Source organism: Rhizobium sp. BK418, from assembly GCF_004341105.1.
GTDB lineage: Bacteria > Pseudomonadota > Alphaproteobacteria > Rhizobiales > Rhizobiaceae > Rhizobium.
In genome coordinates this window covers 386,656-404,144 of the sequence record NZ_SLZK01000004.1, presented here as the reverse complement: position 1 = coordinate 404,144, position 17,489 = coordinate 386,656, and the positions used below count along the sequence as shown (strand labels likewise).

At 59.4% G+C, this 17,489-nt stretch carries 14 protein-coding genes; 7 read left to right on the top strand and 7 right to left on the bottom strand.

The annotated features are described in order from the left end of the window. Window positions 1-259: 259 nt before the first annotated feature. Window positions 260-1,195: an ABC transporter ATP-binding protein gene (locus EV281_RS18795; protein ID WP_132655032.1), complete on the top strand. Its 936-nt coding sequence runs from the start codon at window positions 260-262 to the stop codon at window positions 1,193-1,195. 16 nt (window positions 1,196-1,211) lie between these two features. On the opposite strand, the gene EV281_RS18790 is transcribed toward EV281_RS18795, so the two are convergent. The 4 genes from EV281_RS18790 to EV281_RS18770 form a co-directional block, all read right to left on the bottom strand. Continuing rightward, complete coding sequence (locus tag EV281_RS18790) at window positions 1,212-2,711, bottom strand: acetyl-CoA hydrolase/transferase family protein (RefSeq protein ID WP_132655030.1); 1,500 nt, start codon at window positions 2,709-2,711, stop codon at window positions 1,212-1,214. A gap of 10 nt (window positions 2,712-2,721) precedes the next feature. Continuing rightward, entirely contained in the window at window positions 2,722-3,318 is a 597-nt protein-coding gene (locus tag EV281_RS18785) for a universal stress protein (RefSeq protein WP_245508303.1), read from the bottom strand. 1,203 nt (window positions 3,319-4,521) lie between these two features. Further along, window positions 4,522-4,839 (bottom strand): hypothetical protein, encoded by a 318-nt coding sequence (locus tag EV281_RS31210; protein ID WP_165911915.1) that lies wholly within the window; start codon window positions 4,837-4,839, stop codon window positions 4,522-4,524. 96 nt (window positions 4,840-4,935) lie between these two features. Beyond that, the gene (locus EV281_RS18770) at window positions 4,936-5,874 is read right to left on the bottom strand and encodes a MarR family transcriptional regulator (protein ID WP_165911924.1); all 939 of its coding nucleotides are present in this window, start codon (window positions 5,872-5,874) and stop codon (window positions 4,936-4,938) included. A gap of 98 nt (window positions 5,875-5,972) precedes the next feature. Here EV281_RS18770 and EV281_RS18765 point away from each other — a divergent pair, with 98 nt between their 5' ends. Then, window positions 5,973-9,590: an autotransporter domain-containing protein gene (locus EV281_RS18765; RefSeq protein ID WP_165911923.1), complete on the top strand. Its 3,618-nt coding sequence runs from the start codon at window positions 5,973-5,975 to the stop codon at window positions 9,588-9,590. 239 nt (window positions 9,591-9,829) lie between these two features. On the opposite strand, the gene EV281_RS18760 is transcribed toward EV281_RS18765, so the two are convergent. Then, window positions 9,830-10,789, bottom strand: a complete 960-nt coding sequence (locus tag EV281_RS18760; protein WP_132655022.1) for a LysR family transcriptional regulator — start codon at window positions 10,787-10,789, stop codon at window positions 9,830-9,832. A gap of 107 nt (window positions 10,790-10,896) precedes the next feature. Between EV281_RS18760 and EV281_RS18755 the strand changes: the two genes are divergently transcribed. Together EV281_RS18755 and EV281_RS32010 are read left to right on the top strand one after the other, a co-directional pair. Continuing rightward, entirely contained in the window at window positions 10,897-11,346 is a 450-nt protein-coding gene (locus tag EV281_RS18755; RefSeq protein ID WP_132655020.1) for a cupin domain-containing protein, read from the top strand. 306 nt (window positions 11,347-11,652) lie between these two features. Next, complete coding sequence (locus EV281_RS32010; RefSeq protein WP_281026869.1) at window positions 11,653-11,781, top strand: hypothetical protein; 129 nt, start codon at window positions 11,653-11,655, stop codon at window positions 11,779-11,781. A gap of 336 nt (window positions 11,782-12,117) precedes the next feature. On the opposite strand, the gene EV281_RS18745 is transcribed toward EV281_RS32010, so the two are convergent. Then, on the bottom strand, window positions 12,118-13,023 hold the full coding sequence (locus EV281_RS18745) for a DMT family transporter (RefSeq protein ID WP_132655018.1): 906 nt from the start codon (window positions 13,021-13,023) through the stop codon (window positions 12,118-12,120). Between the two features lie 114 nt (window positions 13,024-13,137). Between EV281_RS18745 and EV281_RS18740 the strand changes: the two genes are divergently transcribed. Then, a complete protein-coding gene (locus EV281_RS18740; protein ID WP_132655016.1) occupies window positions 13,138-14,013 on the top strand; it encodes a LysR family transcriptional regulator in 876 nt (291 codons plus the stop codon). Here EV281_RS18740 and EV281_RS18735 read toward each other — a convergent pair. Continuing rightward, window positions 13,988-14,971, bottom strand: a complete 984-nt coding sequence (locus tag EV281_RS18735; protein WP_132655014.1) for a GlxA family transcriptional regulator — start codon at window positions 14,969-14,971, stop codon at window positions 13,988-13,990. The two genes, EV281_RS18740 and EV281_RS18735, sit on opposite strands and share 26 nt — an antisense overlap. A gap of 107 nt (window positions 14,972-15,078) precedes the next feature. Between EV281_RS18735 and EV281_RS18730 the strand changes: the two genes are divergently transcribed. Both EV281_RS18730 and EV281_RS18725 read left to right on the top strand, forming a co-directional pair. Continuing rightward, complete coding sequence (locus EV281_RS18730) at window positions 15,079-15,981, top strand: 3-keto-5-aminohexanoate cleavage protein (RefSeq protein WP_132655012.1); 903 nt, start codon at window positions 15,079-15,081, stop codon at window positions 15,979-15,981. Between the two features lie 7 nt (window positions 15,982-15,988). Further along, window positions 15,989-17,479 (top strand): carnitine 3-dehydrogenase, encoded by a 1,491-nt coding sequence (locus EV281_RS18725; RefSeq protein ID WP_132655010.1) that lies wholly within the window; start codon window positions 15,989-15,991, stop codon window positions 17,477-17,479. The last annotated feature ends 10 nt before the right edge of the window (window positions 17,480-17,489 follow it).

The window sequence follows — 17,489 nt, the reverse complement described above, 5'->3', positions numbered from 1 at the left end:
GGAGGCGCAGAAGGTTCGGCACCGCAACCCCGAAGCGGCATTCGTCCTAGCGCAGGCCCATTCTTCCCGGAGGAACTATTGCGACGGCTCCTATTAATCATTCTGTTTTTGATGACGGCCAGTGTGCTCGGTATCCTCTGGGTCAAGAACTTCGTCGACCGAACCCGGCCGCCAGCGCTACACGTGTCGCGCTTGGAAATGGAAGATCGACGAAACCGGGGCTCAATCCATCACTTCGCAACGAATGGCTGCTTGGACAATGCCTCGTAACCTCTTCGGTTTCGTGTTTCTCATCGGCCGCCGACACCAGCTTGCGTTGGCTGGGCTCTCGGCATTGCTGTTTCTTGCTGGAACCGCGCCACTGGAAATCCAGCGGCGTGTCATCAACGCCGCGACAGAGGGAGCCAGGTTCGAAACGATCACGCTTCTTGTCGTCTCCTATCTCGGCATCGTACTGCTTGAAGGAATGACCAAGCTCGGTCTCAACCTTTATCGCGGCTGGATAGGTGAGGTGGCAATTCGATGGCTGCGTATGTCGGTGCTCTTGGCCTCGGAGGGGTCGCGTCAGCTTCGCGCAGACGCGCTCGCCGAAGGGGTGCAGCTTTCGATCGTTCTTGCCGAAGCTGAACCGGTCGGCGGTTTCGTCGGCACAAGCATTTCGGAACCATTGCTGCAGACAGGGATTCTCGCAGCGGTCGGTGGCTACATGATCTTCCTCCAGCCCCCGATGGCGCTTGCCGTGGCCGCCGTCTTCCTGCCGCAGGTTGGCTTTGTGCCTCTCATGCAGTCGGCAATCAACCGGTTGGTCGCAAACAAGATCACAGTCATGCGGCATGTCAGCGAGGGGATGATCGAACATGTTTCAACCCCTGCGATCGAGGATCAAGCCGAGCGCGTGCAGTCGTTGTTTTCCACCAATATGAATATCTACATGTTCAAGTTCGCGATGAACTTTCTGATGAATTTGATGACGCAATTTGGCTATGCGGGGATTTTTGCTCTCGGCAGCTATTACGTGATCACCGGAAAGACCGAGGTGGGCACCATCGTCGCCTTCGTCTCAGGCCTTTCGAAGATAACCGATCCCTGGGGCGCTTTGGTGGACTGGTATCGCGACCTCAAAGTTACACAGGTCAAGTATGCAATGATCCGCGACGCCAGCGACAAGATTGAAGCGTCGCAGGATGCCGCATGAAGCCGGCCGGCTGACTTTAGCCGTCGGCCGGCAACATGCGTCCGTTTACCCGCAGATTGTCCTGCCATGCCAGCGCCTCCTCGATCAGATGCGGAGTATGACCGCCCCGAAGCATCGCGCGTCTGAGGTAGTCCGCCAAGACGTCCCGGTATTTTGGATGAACGCAGTTGTCGATAACGACCCGTGCCCTTTCCCGCGGTGCGAGGCCCCTGATGTCGGCAAGACCGATTTCGGTGACAAGAACATCGACATCGTGCTCGGTGTGATCGACATGACTGACCATCGGCACGACGCGCGATATCGCGCCACCCTTGGCAAGCGACTTCGTTACGAAGATCGACATGTAGGCGTTACGAGCGAAGTCACCCGATCCGCCTATGCCGTTCATTATATGCGTGCCGCCGACGTGGGTTGAGTTCACGTTGCCGTAGATGTCGAACTCCAAAGCAGTATTGATGGCGATGATCCCGAGCCGGCGAATGACTTCCGGATGATTACTGATCTCCTGTGGGCGGAGTATGAGGCGAGATTTGTACTTCTCAATATCGTCGAGAACCCGCCGGTGCTTGTCCGTCGACAGCGTCATGGACGATCCGGAGGCGAAATTCAGCCTGCCGGCGTCCATAAGGTCGAATGTCGAGTCCTGGAGGACCTCGGAATACATGGTGAGATCATGAAACGGCGAGTTCGCGAAACCTTGCAGCACCGCATTTGCGATCGTGCCGATGCCTGCCTGGAGGGGCAAAAGCCTCTCTGTCAGCCGACCCCGCCGCACCTCGTTTGTCAGGAACTCGGTGAGATGTCCGGCGATGGCATTTGTGTCCGCATCAGCCGGTTCCACTGCAGAGGGGCTGTCGCTGTTTTCCGTCGCCACGATCGCAGCAATCTTCTCGGGAGGGATGGGAATGAAAGGCGAGCCGATCCTGCTTTCGGGAGCGACGACCGGAATAGCTTCTCGGGTCGGCCTCTTGGTGGGAATGTATATATCGTGGAGCCCTTCGAGGGCTTCCGGCTGCGACAGGTTGATCTCGACGATCACCTTCGGCGCAAGGATGGCGAAGCTCGCGGAGTTGCCGACCGATGTCGTTGGAACGATGCAGCCGTTTTCCGTAATGGCTGTCGCCTCGACGACCGCGACATCGACGGGCGGTAGCTGACCGCTGCGCAGGAACTCGACGGTTTCCGACAGGTGCTGGTCGATGAACATGACCTCACCGGTATTGATCGCTTTGCGCATGACGGGGTCCGATTGGAATGGCATCCTGCGCGCGACTGCATGTGCCTCGACCAACGTCTTGTCGAGATTGTTGCCGAGCGAGGCGCCGGTAATCAGGGTGATCTTCAACGGATCACGTCGTGCGCGCTCGGCCAATGCCAAGGGGACAGCCTTTGCTTCCCCCGCGCGCGTGAAGCCACTCATCCCCACGGTCATGCCGTCATGAATTAAGGCCGCGGCGTCATCGGCATTCACGATCCGGTCCCAGAGCTCAGGGTTCCGAAGTCGATCTTTGAACATGTATGTACCTTCAGTGCGATAGGAAGACGGGAAGAAGAACGTTCGTCAGCACCGATTTCGTCGCTCCACCGAGCACGAATTCGCGCAGCCGCGAGTGGCCGAACCCACCCATCACGAGGAGATCGGCACGTAGCTCGAACGCCTTTGCCTGCAGTACGTCTCCGACCGGTTGGCCGTCAGCCCGGGCGTGTATTATCTCCGCTTTGACGCCGCTTCTGTGCATGTTTTCAACGAGATGATTTCCGGTCTCGTCGTCAACGGCCTTCTCGTCGGTTACGCAGACAAGATAGACTTTCGAGGCGTACTCGATAAAAGGCTCGGCATCGTGTACCGCGCTGACAGCAGAGGCGCTGCCGTCCCACGCGACGGCCACGCTGTCCATTCTACCATTGAAACTCTGACGAGGATAAAGCATGAGCGGCCGGCCGGATTCAAACAGGACGGCCTCAACGACTGCACGGTGCAAGCCGGCTGCTTCGAGCAGAACGAGGTCGTAGGCGCGTGCGGCTTCTGCAAGCATGCCGGGGACGAATGGTTCGCCGACCCTCATCTTCCTCGTCCGGATTTCCACGGAGGCGGCCTTTGCTTCGTCGATCGCCTTCTGCACCAGAAACGCGCCTCGCTGCCGGCTCAACGCTTCAGCCTCCTGCGCCAGTTTGACAGGATCCAGGATCAGCGAGCCAAGCGCCGCTGAAACATGCGGGATCACAATCTCAACGACAGAGGTCGTCAAGCTAGCATTCATATGCCGTGCGAGGGACACGGCGTTGGCTATCATGAACTCCAATGTGGGGTCCGGATAGGTGAGAAGTGGCAGGAAGATATGTCTTTGCATCGAGTGTCGCGGCCTTGTCTTACTCGTTCCATTTTCAACGAAGATGTCACTTTCCCATTCTCGTGCATTGACTTGCCGCAAACGAGCGCCAGAGCGCCATGTGTCGTCGGGCACAGGCGCGACAGCGACGTTGCGACTATCCTTACCGGGATTATTGCATGGCTTAGCTTGCAATATCGGGGAAAGACCGAAATTGGCGCATCAATGCGCTCGCGTTTCACCCGCAGACCGCTCGCTGGCCGGAAAGCATTCTATGACTGGCTCGCCAGGACGATCACGATCGACGGCATCCAGAAGATCGAGCGCGATACCGAGTTCGACAATGAAAGTTATCGCCGCAGCGGCATCCGCCTCTACTACCCGAGACAACCGGAACGAAATCGGACCTCAAGGAGGGCGTGTTACCCGAAGCCGGATTCGACACTGTGGCGCCCAATATCAACAAGAATATCAACTCGTGGGCTTTCGATTACGCGTCATCGCGCGTCGAGCTGATCGATAATCGCGCGCTAGCCGTGCCCTGCTACGAGTCCGCTACACACTTGTCGAGAAGCTCCAGGCCATTTCCACCAAATATCGCAAGCAGCAGGAAACTGGACAGTTCCCGGCCAATTTTCTCCGGCATTACTACGACGTCTACTGCCTGCTCGACCAACCGGACGTGCGAGCTTTTATCGGCACGAAGTCGTATATTGCGCACAAGCAGAAGCGCTTCCCGAAGGCTGACAATCAGGACATTAACAGTAATCCCGCGTTCAGTCTTTCCGACCCCGAGACGTTCCGGCTCTACGAACGCTCATATGAGCGGACTTCGGCGCTCTATTTTCATGGCAGGCCCAGCCTGAAGGCGATCCTTGTCCGCATCATTTCCTACGCAGATCGTCTTTGACGACTCCGTTGAAAGACAATGTGCTTCACGATGGTCTTTTGGCGTCGACTGGCAGCGGCGCCACACGGCCGACTCCGGCCAGGCCTTCATGATCCCAACCATTGAGCCTGGACCTGACATCGCGCCTTACCATGATCGTCATCCTCCGACTGGTATCTTTTACTACCCAAGCGCGGATATTTCCAAACCAGTCGGGGAGTTTCAACTATTAGCAATTCCAAATGTTCCTGGACTGCATGCATCAGGGTTAATTTTTCGGTAACTCCCGTCGGCGTGTTTTCGATGCATGGCAGGTAGGCATCAACGAGCCGCACCTGTCTTCCTTCCTGGGCGAGGTGAGCCTGCGGCGCCTGCAAATCACCAATGGTTCGGTCGACGTCGCCATCAGCAGGTCGGGTCGCCATGTTGTGCTCGACGTTATTGATCGGCGAAGCAATGTTCGGATGCTCACGACAGCGTAGGCGAAGCAGCGTGCGAAAGGAAATCCCGGATATGGACGCTCAGGCCTCTGAGCCGATCGCGTCGGCGGTCACGCGAGCTCCGGCTGTCTTGGCGGCAATTGCCAAGGTCAAGCGACGGTAGTGCGCCATCTGCCCGGCCACCCAGGTCGCGAACTGAAGGAGGGTATCGTCGGGCATGAGCGCCAGTTCGCCACCTGCAGAAACGCAGTACCAGCCTTTCTCCGCCGCCTCGTCGAGGATGTTGCTGATATGCTGGCGCGATACGTCGAAGCGCTCGGCAAGCGCCCGATAGGATAGGCCTCCGGAGGCCTTGCGGATTGCGGCCGGCTGGCGCAACGCCTCCACCATGACGGCACAAAGGACGAGATGACCTGCATCTCTTTCGCTGTGTCGCACGATGATCGGAAAAGGACCAAACAGATCGTCCTTTCGCGCATAACGTTCGGCAGAGAGAGCTAGCCAGAACGCAAGCAGATTTTCATCCATGCCCAGGTCTTGCGGCCGGATCGGAACCTGGGGCGCGCATAATTCGGAAGCTGTCAGAATGGCGAGCGGTGAATGGGCGATCTCGCGCATCAATAACAGGCTGGGCTTGAGGATTTGCGTGCGACGGTCCGTTTCGAGCGACGTCGCAATAATAAGGCCGCGGTCACGCAATCCGGTGATGAAGTCGGAAATCTGGCGCGGGCTGCCCGGGGCCGACCGCTGGAGAAGGGCAAGCGCTGGTGCCGGGCCGCGTCCTTCGAGCCATTGCACATAAAGACAAATCAGTACGAAGCAGACGAGATAGCGTTGCTTCCGAGCAAACAGCTTGTTGGCCGGCAATAGTCTTGGCACTCGGGCCGTCACTGCCTCGCAATAGGACACGAGCGCGCTCGCATAGGATGGCTGCTGCATCAAGGCCGCCGCCTCGACCCACAGACTGTCCGCTGCGAACTCATCTACTCCGGCAAAGAGGCCTGTCTCGTTCAAGTTCATTCGTCTGCTCACATAATACATGCAATGTTTTGACTCTGCCGCACAACGGGACGCTTTATACAGCTTTTGCGATCAAATTTTCGGTAAAGCTGATTCTGATGAAAACACACGGCCGTTTTTCATTCCATTCCGTCACTGCCGGTACGGCCGTTGTCACCTTCTTTCTCTCAGCGGTTGCTGCCCGAGCCGATTCCTCGCTCAATTCTTATGTTGAGATCAGCAATGGCTCCGAGCTGGGAACGGATCAGGTCGACATGTCGACAGGGGGATGGATCAGGTCCGTGGCGGCCGGAACCGTCGATCTCGTTCCGGAAATCGATATCTTGAGCGGTGCCACGGTGCGTTTCTCCGCCATCCCCGGAAGCAACCTCAATCTAGACCTGTTTTGGCTCCGCGGGGGCGCGGAAGTTCATTTCGGCGGCGGCGCCGACAGCGGCACCGTCACGCTTGCAGATATATTCTTTTCCGACGGAGACAAAGACGTTTTTGTCGATTCCGGTACATTGGTGGTTCCAGGCCAAGGCCAAGGCGCGATTTTACGGTCCAGCGCGATAACCGTCGCATCCGGCGCAACCATCGATCTGGGGACACACAGCGATTGGATCGCCTCCCTTGCCGGCAACGGCACGATCCGTCTCAGCAACGCTGATCTGGAGATTCGGGACTTCACCTTCAATGGCACGATCGACGGCGCAAACCGCGTGATCTTCAGCCGGGGCGGAGATTGGCAGGGCAGGTTTGTCGATGTCGGCGGCGTCGTGCTATCGGCCAATCGGACGCTCAACATTCTCGATGCGGGTACCGCTGCAAATCTCTCCGCGCTGGATTCGGTTCAGCTCTCATCCGGCTCGGTCCTCGACTTGAGGACCTATGACGCGTCGCTCAACAGCCTCTACGGCGCTGGGTTCATCGGCACTACGGGAACGCTTTCGATCGGATCGGGCGACTATTCCGGCGCGATCGTTGCGAGCGGCGGGCTGACCATTGCCGGCGATTTTCGGTGGTCGGGACAGTCACAGGGAGCTTTGTCAATCAACGTCCTCTCGGGCGCGACCCTGACTGCGGACGGCGGCAACGTGTTCGCAGGCTCGGCCGACATCCGCCTCGACGGCGCGCTCGGCATAAATGCCAGCGAAGCTGTAGACGCGTTGACCGGCAGCGGCACCGTCGAGGTCGCCAGCAATGCCGTTCTGTCAGTCGGCGCCGGTGACAGTTCCGCGACCTTTAACGGCGAAATATCTGGTGATGGCGGTCTGACCAAAGCCGGCACCGGCACCTTCACTCTGGCCAACCGCCAGTCCTACACGGGCGCGACGACCGTATCGGCAGGTGAATTGCAATTGATGGCCGCCAACGCGCTTTCCGCCTCATCTCAGCTTGAGATACGCACCGGCGCGCAAGTGAACATGGCCGGTTTCAATCAGGCTGTCGCCAGCCTCTCGGGTAACGGTAACGTCCTGCTCGGCAGCGCGAGCCTATCGGTCGGCAGTTCCGGCGCAAGCGGATCATTCAGCGGCGTCCTATCCGGGAGCGGGTCGATCACGAAACTGGGTGCGGGCACTGTCGGTCTTTTTGGCAACAACAGTTTCTCGGGCGCAATGAATGTGCTCGGAGGAACGCTTTCCATCTCGTCCTCCGCCTCTCTCGGCGACGGGAGCGCCACCAACATCCTGACCCTCGATGGCGCGACGCTGCAAACATTCGGTACCGTGGCCTCTCCCGCAGCCAGAGGCGTTGTCATCGGAAGCGCCGGTGGAACGATCGATACGAGCGGTAATACGGTGACATTTGCCGGGACAGTCTCCGGGACGGGCCGTCTGACGAAGACCGGGGCAGGCACGCTCACGCTTTCGGGCAACAACACGCGTTCCGGCGACATCGAAATCGCACAGGGGCGGCTGGCGGTGCAGAATGGCAATGCCTTGGCCGACGACGCCCGCGTGAACCTTGCAGATCGTGCCGGCTCCGGGCTCGATGTCGCCGCCTCAGAAACAATAGGCTCTCTTTCCGGCGCCGGGTCTTCCGGAGGAAATGTCAATTTTTCCAATGGCGCGATCTTGACCGTCGGCGGCGACGACAGCTCTTCCATTTTTGGCGGCTCTATCACCGGAGACGGTGGTCTCGTCAAGACCGGGACGGGCCTGTTTCGGCTGAACGGCAGCAGCAGCTACGCCGGGGACACCGACGTGCTCGGCGGAACGCTTTCCGTCAACGGCAGCCTGAGTGGCGCCGTCAACATCGCGTCCGGAGCAAGGCTTCAAGGCACGGGAACTGTCGGGGCCACGTCGCTTGCTGCAGACAGCGTTCTTGCTCCCGGCAATTCGATCGGGACTTTGACCGTCGCAGGCGATCTGACCTTGGATCCGAGCAGCCTCTTCGAAATTGAAATCGGTAGCACTGGTCTCAGCGACAGCGTCGTCGTCAGCGGCACCGCGTTCCTGAAGGGTGCCAGCATGCAGACGATCCTGTGGGATCCGGCAGTCAGCTACGTCAACGGCCAGTCCTACAAGATCCTGTCGGCCGGTACCGTCTCAGGCGCGTTCGGGAATTTGGAGATCGATTCGGCATTTCTGAAGTCTTTCCTCAGCTATTCGGCCACTGACGTCACATTGACTCTTCGCACTGCTCTTAGCCCTGGCTCCCTGTTTCCGAGTGCGGCGCTGACGGAAAATCAGCAGCAATCCGCCTTGGGCCTCGACTTTCTCGATCAGACGAGCGGCTCAAGCAGCCTCGCGCTCTACAACGCCATCCTCTACACCGACAGGGGCGAAGCACGATACGCTTTCGACCAGCTTTCGGGTGAAATCCACGCCTCGCTTCAAAGCAGCCTTTTTGGCGAGGCGGACGACGTTCGCAATGCCGTTTACGACCGGCTGGACGAGGTGTTTGGAAACAGTGCCAGAGTGTGGACAACCGCCTACGGCAATTTTTCCGAGATGGGATCGGATGGAAACGCCTCCAGTACAACGAGCGCGCGGGGCGGGATGCTTTATGGTGCAGATTGGATGATCGACGATATGTCGGCAGGAATCTTTGCCGGTTTCGGACAATCCTCTTTCCGCATATCCGACCTCGGCTCGACCGCGAACATCGACAGCGTCCACCTTGGCGTCTACGCCGTCCATAAAATCGGCAATCTGCAGGTGAAGCTTGGTGCGTCGAACAGCTGGCATGATATCGAAACGCGCCGGAATATTGCCTTTGACGGTTTTTCCGATACGCAAGAGGCGAGCTACCACGGCAACACGGCACAGGTCTTCTCGGAGGCATCCTATGATTTCGCGGTCCCCCATGATCTGACGCTTTCGCCTTTTGGGAGGCTCGATCTTGCGATCGGCCGACGCGACAGCTTCCGGGAAACAGGCGGGGCGGCGTCGCTTTATGGTGACGGCGCACTGGAAGACATCTTTGCAACCACGATCGGCCTGCGGGCTGAGCGACAGGCAATGATCGCTGGCAAGCCCGCGACCGCCGGTCTTGGCGTCGCCTGGAGAACGATCATCGACCAGGACGTGCCGCGCTCCGATCTGACATTCGAAAACGGCGGCAGCTTTACGATAAAAGGACTGCGTGACATTGAAAACACGGTCTTGGCGGGCGGGTCAGTGGCGCTTCAGCTAGCAAATCAAGCAACCCTGTCCGTGTCCTACCGCGGAGAATTCGGCGATGGTCTCAACCGCCACAGCGCCAGCGCAGCGCTGAAGCTGCAGTTCTAAACGATCGCAGCATGCTCGATCGCAAGGGCGATCCGAAAGGACGGCCGGTTTCCTGACCGGCGAGGACAATCGCGCTTGGTCATTGGATCAGGCTCGACAAGGGGCCGCGGCGCATGCTCGTGCGCTTGATCTGACCCCTCGTGACGGGCAAATATGCTCGAGTTTCAGAGCATTTGATCGCCTACTTCACGACGGTGGCGCCCGATTACGATCTACCCGGGAGTGACCATCGCACGGACTCAGTATGTCTCGTTCGGCAGTGGTTGCTCGCCGACATTGAGCGGCAACAATATCTCAGCGATCAGGTTTCGAATCCAACGATGGGCGGGGTTGCCAGTCGCGCGCTTGTGCCACGCGCCGACAATGAGTGCCGGCGGAAGCGGCATGGGCGGGATATAAAGGGAGAGCCCGAAAAGATCGGCCAAACGTTCGGCCATTTGACGAGGGACGAGTGCAATATGATCGCTCTCGCTCACAGCTCGGCAGACGCCGAAGAAAACGGGAACCGTCATGACGACCTTCCGGGATCGTCCGATCTTGGCCAGTGCTGCATCACCCATGGCTTTTGTTTTTCCTTCGGGCGAGAAGAGGATGTGTCCGAGGGCGCAAAACAGGTCGATCGGCAAGGCTGCGCCAGCCTCTATTCCGGCTGCTTCGATCGCAGCGTTTCCTCTGCGGGCAATCGTTGTGAAGGACGATCGGAATAGCGGACGTCGGTCGATCCAGTCTGGAAATTCTGCATCAGGGATGAGAACCATGTCGGCTTCATACCGTTCAAGCGAGTCGATATAGCTGTTTGGCACGAGGTCGACCAATTGCACCCGAACACCCGGTGCACGCTGATGAATCTCTCGTGCCAGCCGCGGCATCAGCATCTCCGCAAAGAAATCGCTGCCTGCCAGCTTGAAGGTGAGGTTGGCGCTAACAGGATCGAAAGAGGTGCCGCTCAACAGCGCCTCCACCCTGTCCAGCGTCTCGCGAAGAGGCAGGGCCAAACCTCTTGCGTAATCCGTCGGGCGCAAACCTTGGCCATGACGGACGAACAACTGATCATCGAGCGCATGACGCAGCCTGGAAAGTGCGCCGGAAACCGCTGACTGGGACATTCCCAGTTTCTCACCCGCCTTCACTGTCGAGCCTTCTCGCAACAGTGCGTCGAGCACACGCAGAAGATTGAGATCAAAGGTCACGAAATTCATTTCACCGATAGCTTCTATATCATCAAACGATTTTTTTGAATAATGGACGTGATGGTAGAAACTACAAGACGAAAGCGCTTTCGTTTCATTCTCACAAGGAGGAAACGATGATTGACCTACTTCAATGCCCAGACACGATTGAATGGCTGGGAGTTACCTATCGAACTATTCTCACAGCTGCAGCAACTGGCGGGGCGATGTCGATCGTCGACAGCCTCTCGCCCCTTGGAAGCGGACCGCCACGTCACATCCATGAGCGAGAGGACGAAACCTTCGTTCTTCTTTCGGGCTTGTGCGAATTCTGGTTGGAAGGCGAGACTGTTACCAAAAAGGCGGGCGAAACGGTCTTTGTACCGAGGGGAGTGGAGCACACCTTCAGGGTTATCGGTGACAGGCCCTCGCGGCACCTTGTCATCCTTACGCCGGGTGGCTTCGAAGGCTTTTTCGCTGAAATGGCCGAAGCCCAGTTCCAGATCCCCCGGGATATGGATCGCATCGCAGAATCTGCCGGCAGGCACCGCCTTCGATTCACTGGACCGCCGCTTGGCGTAGCCTAGTCAGTGCGGCTGGGGGCTCGATCGCCCCCTGCCTAATCGAGAAAAAGCGAAGCGAGCCGATATGGTATTGTCCACCGGCCGAATGAAGCTGCCGACGGACCATTTCACTACCTCTCGTTTCAGCTCTGCCTATCCATCGCGGCTAAGGAAAGGCTCAGTAATCATCTCACAGCAAGTCTCTGCAGAAGCTCGGCTACTTCGCCTTGTTCAAAAAGCACGAAGGCTCCGCCGTCTCGCAGATATCGACGCTTTGCACGTCCAAGCCCCGAACCGTCGAGGTTTGTTTCCTCGGCAGCAGCATGGCGGATGAGCGGCGCCGGGCCAAACGGCGAGGTCATCCGCAAGGCAGGCATCACGACGATCGTTTTGAAGGGCGGTGACGTCATCGAGCAGAGACTACCCGCCCCGCCTTTCCTGCCATTGGAACGGGTCTGAAAGGCTCGCACAGGCTTTGCCTGGATCGAGGCTATCGGACATGTCGCCGAACTGGTGCGGCGACCGCCGATCCAGCTGTCATCGTGAGCGCAATGCCGCCTTTCACTTTTTCCCTGTGATAGAGCCGGTAGCGATCCGTCGGCATGCCATTTTCGGAGTAGGCCGGCTCATGAGCGGTGACATGACGCGGTTTTTCAGCGTCAGATGCTTGAGTTGAAACGACTGCAGAAGGGGGTCTTTGGAGGACATGTCCGCACTCGTGCTTGGGTAGGAGTGGCAATCGAACCACATTCTGACCCATGCCGCCTGAAATGACGATCAGATCGGCGTCGCTTTCTAGCCGACGTGCGCCCGTCGGCTACAGCTGAGGTCGACGGCTGTATGCCAGAGAACGGCTGCGAAGATGATGGCGCCGCCGAAGAAGGTGGCGATAGGCGGTTGCTCGGAGAACAGAAGCCAGACCCAAAACGGGGTCAGCACGATCTCCATCGTCCCGATCAGGGCGGCTTCGGCCGGCGGCATTCGCTTGGCTCCGGCCAGGAAAAGCACAAGCGCCAGCGAAAAATTGGTCGCACCGAAAGCAGCCAGCACGATCCAGTTGTGAAGATCAAGCGAGCCGACCGAGCCGAATGGAGCGAAGATGGCGAGCGTCAGGAAGGCACTGACGACTGTCGGCGGCAGGCTCGGCACCTCGGGATCGATGCGCGGGATGATGATGACGAGCGCGAAGGAAACCGTCATCCCAAGCGCCAGCAGGTCGCCGACCCCGGTGCCACCGCCGATCGACGAGGCAACGATAACCACGACACCCAGAAGGGAAATGGCTCCGGCAATCAGCGTGCGCCTTCCGACACCCTCTTTCAAAATGATCCATCCAAACAGGGCGGCGATGAAGGGTGCGGTCGAATAGATCATCGTCACATTCGCGACGCTGGTCATATAGAGCGCCCCGATGAAGCAGCCCTGGCTGACCGTCTGGCAGACAATCATCGCCAGACCGGACGGATGCAGGACCGAACGCCACTGCTTTCGTGATATCCCGCCTTCGAGGAACAGGCAGGGGATCAGCAGGAAAAGCCCCCCGAACAGCGATCGCCAGGCGATCGCCGTCCAGACATCTGTCGTCAGGAGCCGCGAGTAGACCCCGCTGGCACTCCAGGCAAGTGTCGCCCCGATGACGAGAAGGATGCCCTTCTCGCGCTCGCCGGCACCGAGGTGCCTGGCCGGATGGTCAATGGTCACGCAAGTTAGTCTCGAAGGAGGAAAAGTCGAACGCACCTCCTTTCTGCACCCGCTATTGACATCAGACAAACGAATAGTAGAGATGGATGTCATCGATTTTTTCTATGGCTGTCCATGCGCGAGCCCATCGAGAGCGATCTTCTCCGGACCTTCCTCGTCGTCGTCGAGACCACCAATTTCTCGGCGGCTGCACAGCGCGTCGGCAGAACGCAGTCTGCGATCAGCGCGGCGATCAAGAAGCTGGAAGACACGATCGGCGAAACACTGTTCGAACGCGGCGCCCGAGGGGTGGTGCTGACACGTCAGGGCGTCCAGCTCGTCCCCTATGCCCGCCGTGTCATCGATCTTCTGAGCGAGGCGGCCGCAACGATCCGCAGCAAACCGCTCGGCGGACCGGTTCGCATCGGCATTCCCGAGGAATATAGCCAGACCGTGCTGCCCGCAGCGCTTGCGGCCTTCGCCGTGCGTCATCCGGCTGTCGAGGTCACGATCTCCTGCGATTATACTGTCCGCAATATCGCCGCCCTCGAACGCGACGAACTCGATCTCGCCGTCGTCTTCGATTGGAGCGATCAGATGAGTGGTGAAGTGCTCTGCATCGACCCGACCGTCTGGGTGACCTCGATCGTCCACCGGCTGCACGACATCGACCCGTTGCCGATCGCAACCTATCGGGACTCGAGTTGGTGTCGCGACTTCGCATTGAAGTCGCTGCACCAGCTCGGGCGCAATTACCGGGTCGCCTTCATTGCCGATACCAGCTCCGGACTGAAGAACGCCGTGACTGCCGGTCTTGCCGTCACCACGCTATCGCGCAGCAACATCCCACCCGGCTGCCGGGAACTGACGACCGAAGACGGCTTCCCGCCGGTCGATTCCTCAAGAGTCGTGCTTCGTCGCAACACCTTCAGGTCCAGCGAAGCGGTTCGCGAGCTTGCCGAGATGGTGCGCGATGCCTTCCAGCCTATGGCTGGACCTCCGATGGTCTGACCGGACGCCGCAGCCTTCGCCGCGTTTGCGAGGGGCTTTCGGAATAGCTTGCCCGATAGCTTCGCGCGAAGGCGGAAGCTGAATTGAAGCCGGTCGCGGCTGCAATGTCGGCGAAGGACGCCGTCGTCTCTACTACCTTGCGCCGCGCCGCGTTCAATCTAAGGGCGAGATAATGGATATGGGGCGGCGCACCGATCGAGGCCTGGAAGAGATCCTGCAAGTGTCGGGCGCTGATCCCCACCCTCCGGGCAAGGCGCGCCAGCGCGATCGGCTGCTCGATATTGTCCTCCATCAGCCGCACGGCGTGGGCCACCCGCGGATCATTCATGCGCAAGCCTGCCGACAGCGCCTCGTCTGGATGAAAGGATGGCTGCTCGTAGCGGAACAGCCGGCTGACCTCGAGCGCCAGCGAATAGCTCTGGCGCCGCCGGATGACCTCCAACATCAGGTCCACGGTCGGTAGCGAGCCTGACGTCGTCAGCCGTTTGCCGTCGATGACGAACCGATCCTTGACCGCCGACACCTGCGGATACGCGAGCGCGAAATCCTCGTAATCCTCCCAATGCACGGTCGCCGACAGGTCGTCGAGCAGGCAGGCTTCCGCAAGCAGCCAGGTGCCGGATTCGATGCCGGCGATCATCGTCCGGTGGCGCGCCGCTTGCGATAGCTGCATCTTCAGGCCCGCTGTCGCGCTCTGCCGCCAGTTGTAGCTCGCCAGCACGAAGAGCGGCGTGTCCGATGCCGTCGTCTGGAACCTTCCTTGAGCTGGTATGGCAATGTGGCTGGTTGTCGGTATGGCTTCGCCGTCAGGCGTGAAAATGCGCCAACGGTACAGTTCACTGCCGGAGATGCGGTTTGCTGCGCGCAGCGGTTCGATGACGGAGGCAATGAGAATGAGATTGGTGTCCGGCAGGACAAGAAGATCGATATCGAGGCGTTCCGTCGATCGCTCCAGCATAATCCCCTCCCTGGTGTTCCGATAATGTATCGATCGATTCCGAAATTGCAAAGCATCGTCTCTGATCCTGGCGCGTAATGCCCTCAAGACGAGGGAGAACAACAAACATGCCTCTTGCGATGAACCGCGATGTTTTCATCACCTGCGCCGTCACTGGTGCCGGCGATACGGTTTCGAAATCCAGCCACGTTCCCATTACTCCCAAGCAGATCGCGGACTCCGCGATCGATGCCGCCAAGGCTGGGGCGGCAGTCGTTCACTGCCATGTCCGCGATCCTCAAACCGGTGCCGCAAGCCGCCGCAACGACCTCTACAGGGAGGTGACCGACCGCATCCGTTCGGCCGATGTCGATGTGGTGCTGAACCTGACGGCCGGCATGGGTGGAGATCTGATTTTCGGTGATGTCGAAAGCCCGCTTCCCTTGAAGACGGCAGGGACGGACATGGCAGGAGCAACCGAGCGCGTCAGCCATGTCGCCGAATGCCTGCCGGAAATCTGCACGCTCGACTGCGGCACGATGAACTTCAATCTCGGCGATTACGTCATGACCAACACGCCCGCCATGCTGCGGGCGATGGCCAGGAAAATGACCGATCTCGGCGTGCGTCCCGAGATCGAGGCCTTCGACACCGGTCATCTGTGGTTCGCCAAGCAGCTCGCCGAAGAAGGCCTGATAGAAGATCCGGTACTGATTCAGCTCTGCATGGGCATTCCATGGGGCGCCCCTGACGATCTCAACACCTTCATGGCAATGGTCAACAACGTGCCCGATAGCTGGACATTTTCGGCCTTTTCGATCGGCCGCAACGCCATGGCTTATCCGGCTGCCGCGGTTCTGGCGGGCGGCAATGTTCGCGTTGGCCTGGAAGATAACCTCTATATCGGCAAGGGCGCTCTCGCCACGAATGCGCAGCTCGTCGAAAAGGCCGTGCAGGTGGTCGAAGGCATGGGTGCCAGGATCATCGGTCCTGAAGACGTCCGCAAGAAACTGAACCTGACGAAGCGCTGAGGACGACATGACAGGGATCACCAAAGCGGCCTGTATCGGCGGCGGCGTCATCGGCGGCGGATGGATTGCACGTTTTCTGCTTGCCGGCATTGATGTGAGCGTCTTCGATCCGCATCCCGAAGCAAGCCGCATCGTAGGCGAGGTCCTTGCCAATGCGGAAAAAGCCTATGCAATGCTGACCGGCGCACCGCTGCCGCCGCGCGGCCGGCTTACCTTCGAAACGTCGCTGCAGGAGGCTGTCTCCGGTGCGGACTGGATCCAGGAAAGCGTGCCGGAACGGCTCGACCTCAAGCGCCGCGTATTGACGGAGATCGATGCTGCCGCACGACCGGACGCGCTGATCGGCTCGTCCACCTCCGGCCTGCTGCCGAGCGACCTGCAGCGCGACATGAAGCATCCCGAACGCCTCTTCGTCGCCCATCCCTATAATCCCGTCTATCTGCTTCCGCTGGTCGAAATCGTCGGCGGCGAAAAGACCTCGAAAGCGACCGTCGAGGCAGCGATGGCACGCCTTGCCCCGATCGGCATGAAGGGCGTCCATATCGCCAAGGAGATCGAGGCCTTCGTCGGCGACCGGCTGCTCGAAGCGCTCTGGCGCGAGGCGCTCTGGCTTATTCACGACGATATCTGCACGGTCGAGACACTCGACGACGTCATCCGCTATTCCTTCGGACTGCGCTGGGCACAGATGGGTCTGTTCCAGACCTATCGCATAGCCGGCGGCGAGGCCGGGATGCGCCATTTCCTCGCGCAGTTCGGGCCTTGCCTTGCCTGGCCCTGGACGAAGCTGACCGATGTTGTCGATCTCGATGAGGCGCTGATCGAAAAGATCGGAAGACAGTCAGACGAACAGGCGGCAGGTCTTTCGATCCGTGCACTCGAGCGCATCCGCGACGAAAATCTCGTCGGCATCCTGCAGGCGCTGAAGGCCGGAAACGGCGGCAAGGGCTGGGGCGCCGGCGAGTTGCTGAAGGATTTCGAACGGTCCCTGTGGGCCGCAGGCGACGGGAAAACCGCTGCTGCTGATCCTGAAGGCCCCCTCAAGCTCGTCGAGACCAAGGTGAGCCCGGCCTGGGTCGATTATAACGGCCATATGACTGAGCATCGCTACCTGCAAGTCTTCGGCGATACGTCCGACGCGCTTCTGCGCCTGATCGGGGTCGATCTTGCCTATGTCGAGGCCGGGCAGAGCTACTATACGGTCGAGACTCATATCCGCCATCTTGGCGAGGCAAAACTCGGGCAGGCGATCCATTCGACCTGCCAGATCCTCGCACTCGACGACAAGCGGCTGCACCTCTTCCACACGATCTGCGACAGCGAGAGCGGCGGCGTGCTCGCCACTGCCGAGCAAATGCTGCTGCATGTCGATACCGAAGCCGGCAAGGCGACACCGGCGCCAGGCGCAGTCCTTGACAAGGCAAATCTGATCGCAGCTGCCCATGCAAAGCTGCCTCCCCCCGATGGGGTTGGCCGCCATGTCGGCCAGAAACGATAGGAAGATCGAC

Coding starts and splice junctions, on each gene's coding strand:
- EV281_RS18740 (WP_132655016.1), top strand. CDS start 13,138: ATGCGCGAGCCCATCGAGAGCGATCTTCTCCGGACCTTCCTCGTCGTC.
- EV281_RS18735 (WP_132655014.1), bottom strand. CDS start 14,971: ATGCTGGAGCGATCGACGGAACGCCTCGATATCGATCTTCTTGTCCTG.
- EV281_RS18725 (WP_132655010.1), top strand. CDS start 15,989: ATGACAGGGATCACCAAAGCGGCCTGTATCGGCGGCGGCGTCATCGGC.
- EV281_RS18795 (WP_132655032.1), top strand. CDS start 260: ATGCCTCGTAACCTCTTCGGTTTCGTGTTTCTCATCGGCCGCCGACAC.
- EV281_RS18730 (WP_132655012.1), top strand. CDS start 15,079: ATGCCTCTTGCGATGAACCGCGATGTTTTCATCACCTGCGCCGTCACT.
- EV281_RS18765 (WP_165911923.1), top strand. CDS start 5,973: ATGAAAACACACGGCCGTTTTTCATTCCATTCCGTCACTGCCGGTACG.
- EV281_RS32010 (WP_281026869.1), top strand. CDS start 11,653: ATGAGCGGCGCCGGGCCAAACGGCGAGGTCATCCGCAAGGCAGGCATC.
- EV281_RS18790 (WP_132655030.1), bottom strand. CDS start 2,711: ATGTTCAAAGATCGACTTCGGAACCCTGAGCTCTGGGACCGGATCGTG.
- EV281_RS18760 (WP_132655022.1), bottom strand. CDS start 10,789: ATGAATTTCGTGACCTTTGATCTCAATCTTCTGCGTGTGCTCGACGCA.
- EV281_RS31210 (WP_165911915.1), bottom strand. CDS start 4,839: ATGGCGACCCGACCTGCTGATGGCGACGTCGACCGAACCATTGGTGAT.
- EV281_RS18770 (WP_165911924.1), bottom strand. CDS start 5,874: ATGAACTTGAACGAGACAGGCCTCTTTGCCGGAGTAGATGAGTTCGCA.
- EV281_RS18755 (WP_132655020.1), top strand. CDS start 10,897: ATGATTGACCTACTTCAATGCCCAGACACGATTGAATGGCTGGGAGTT.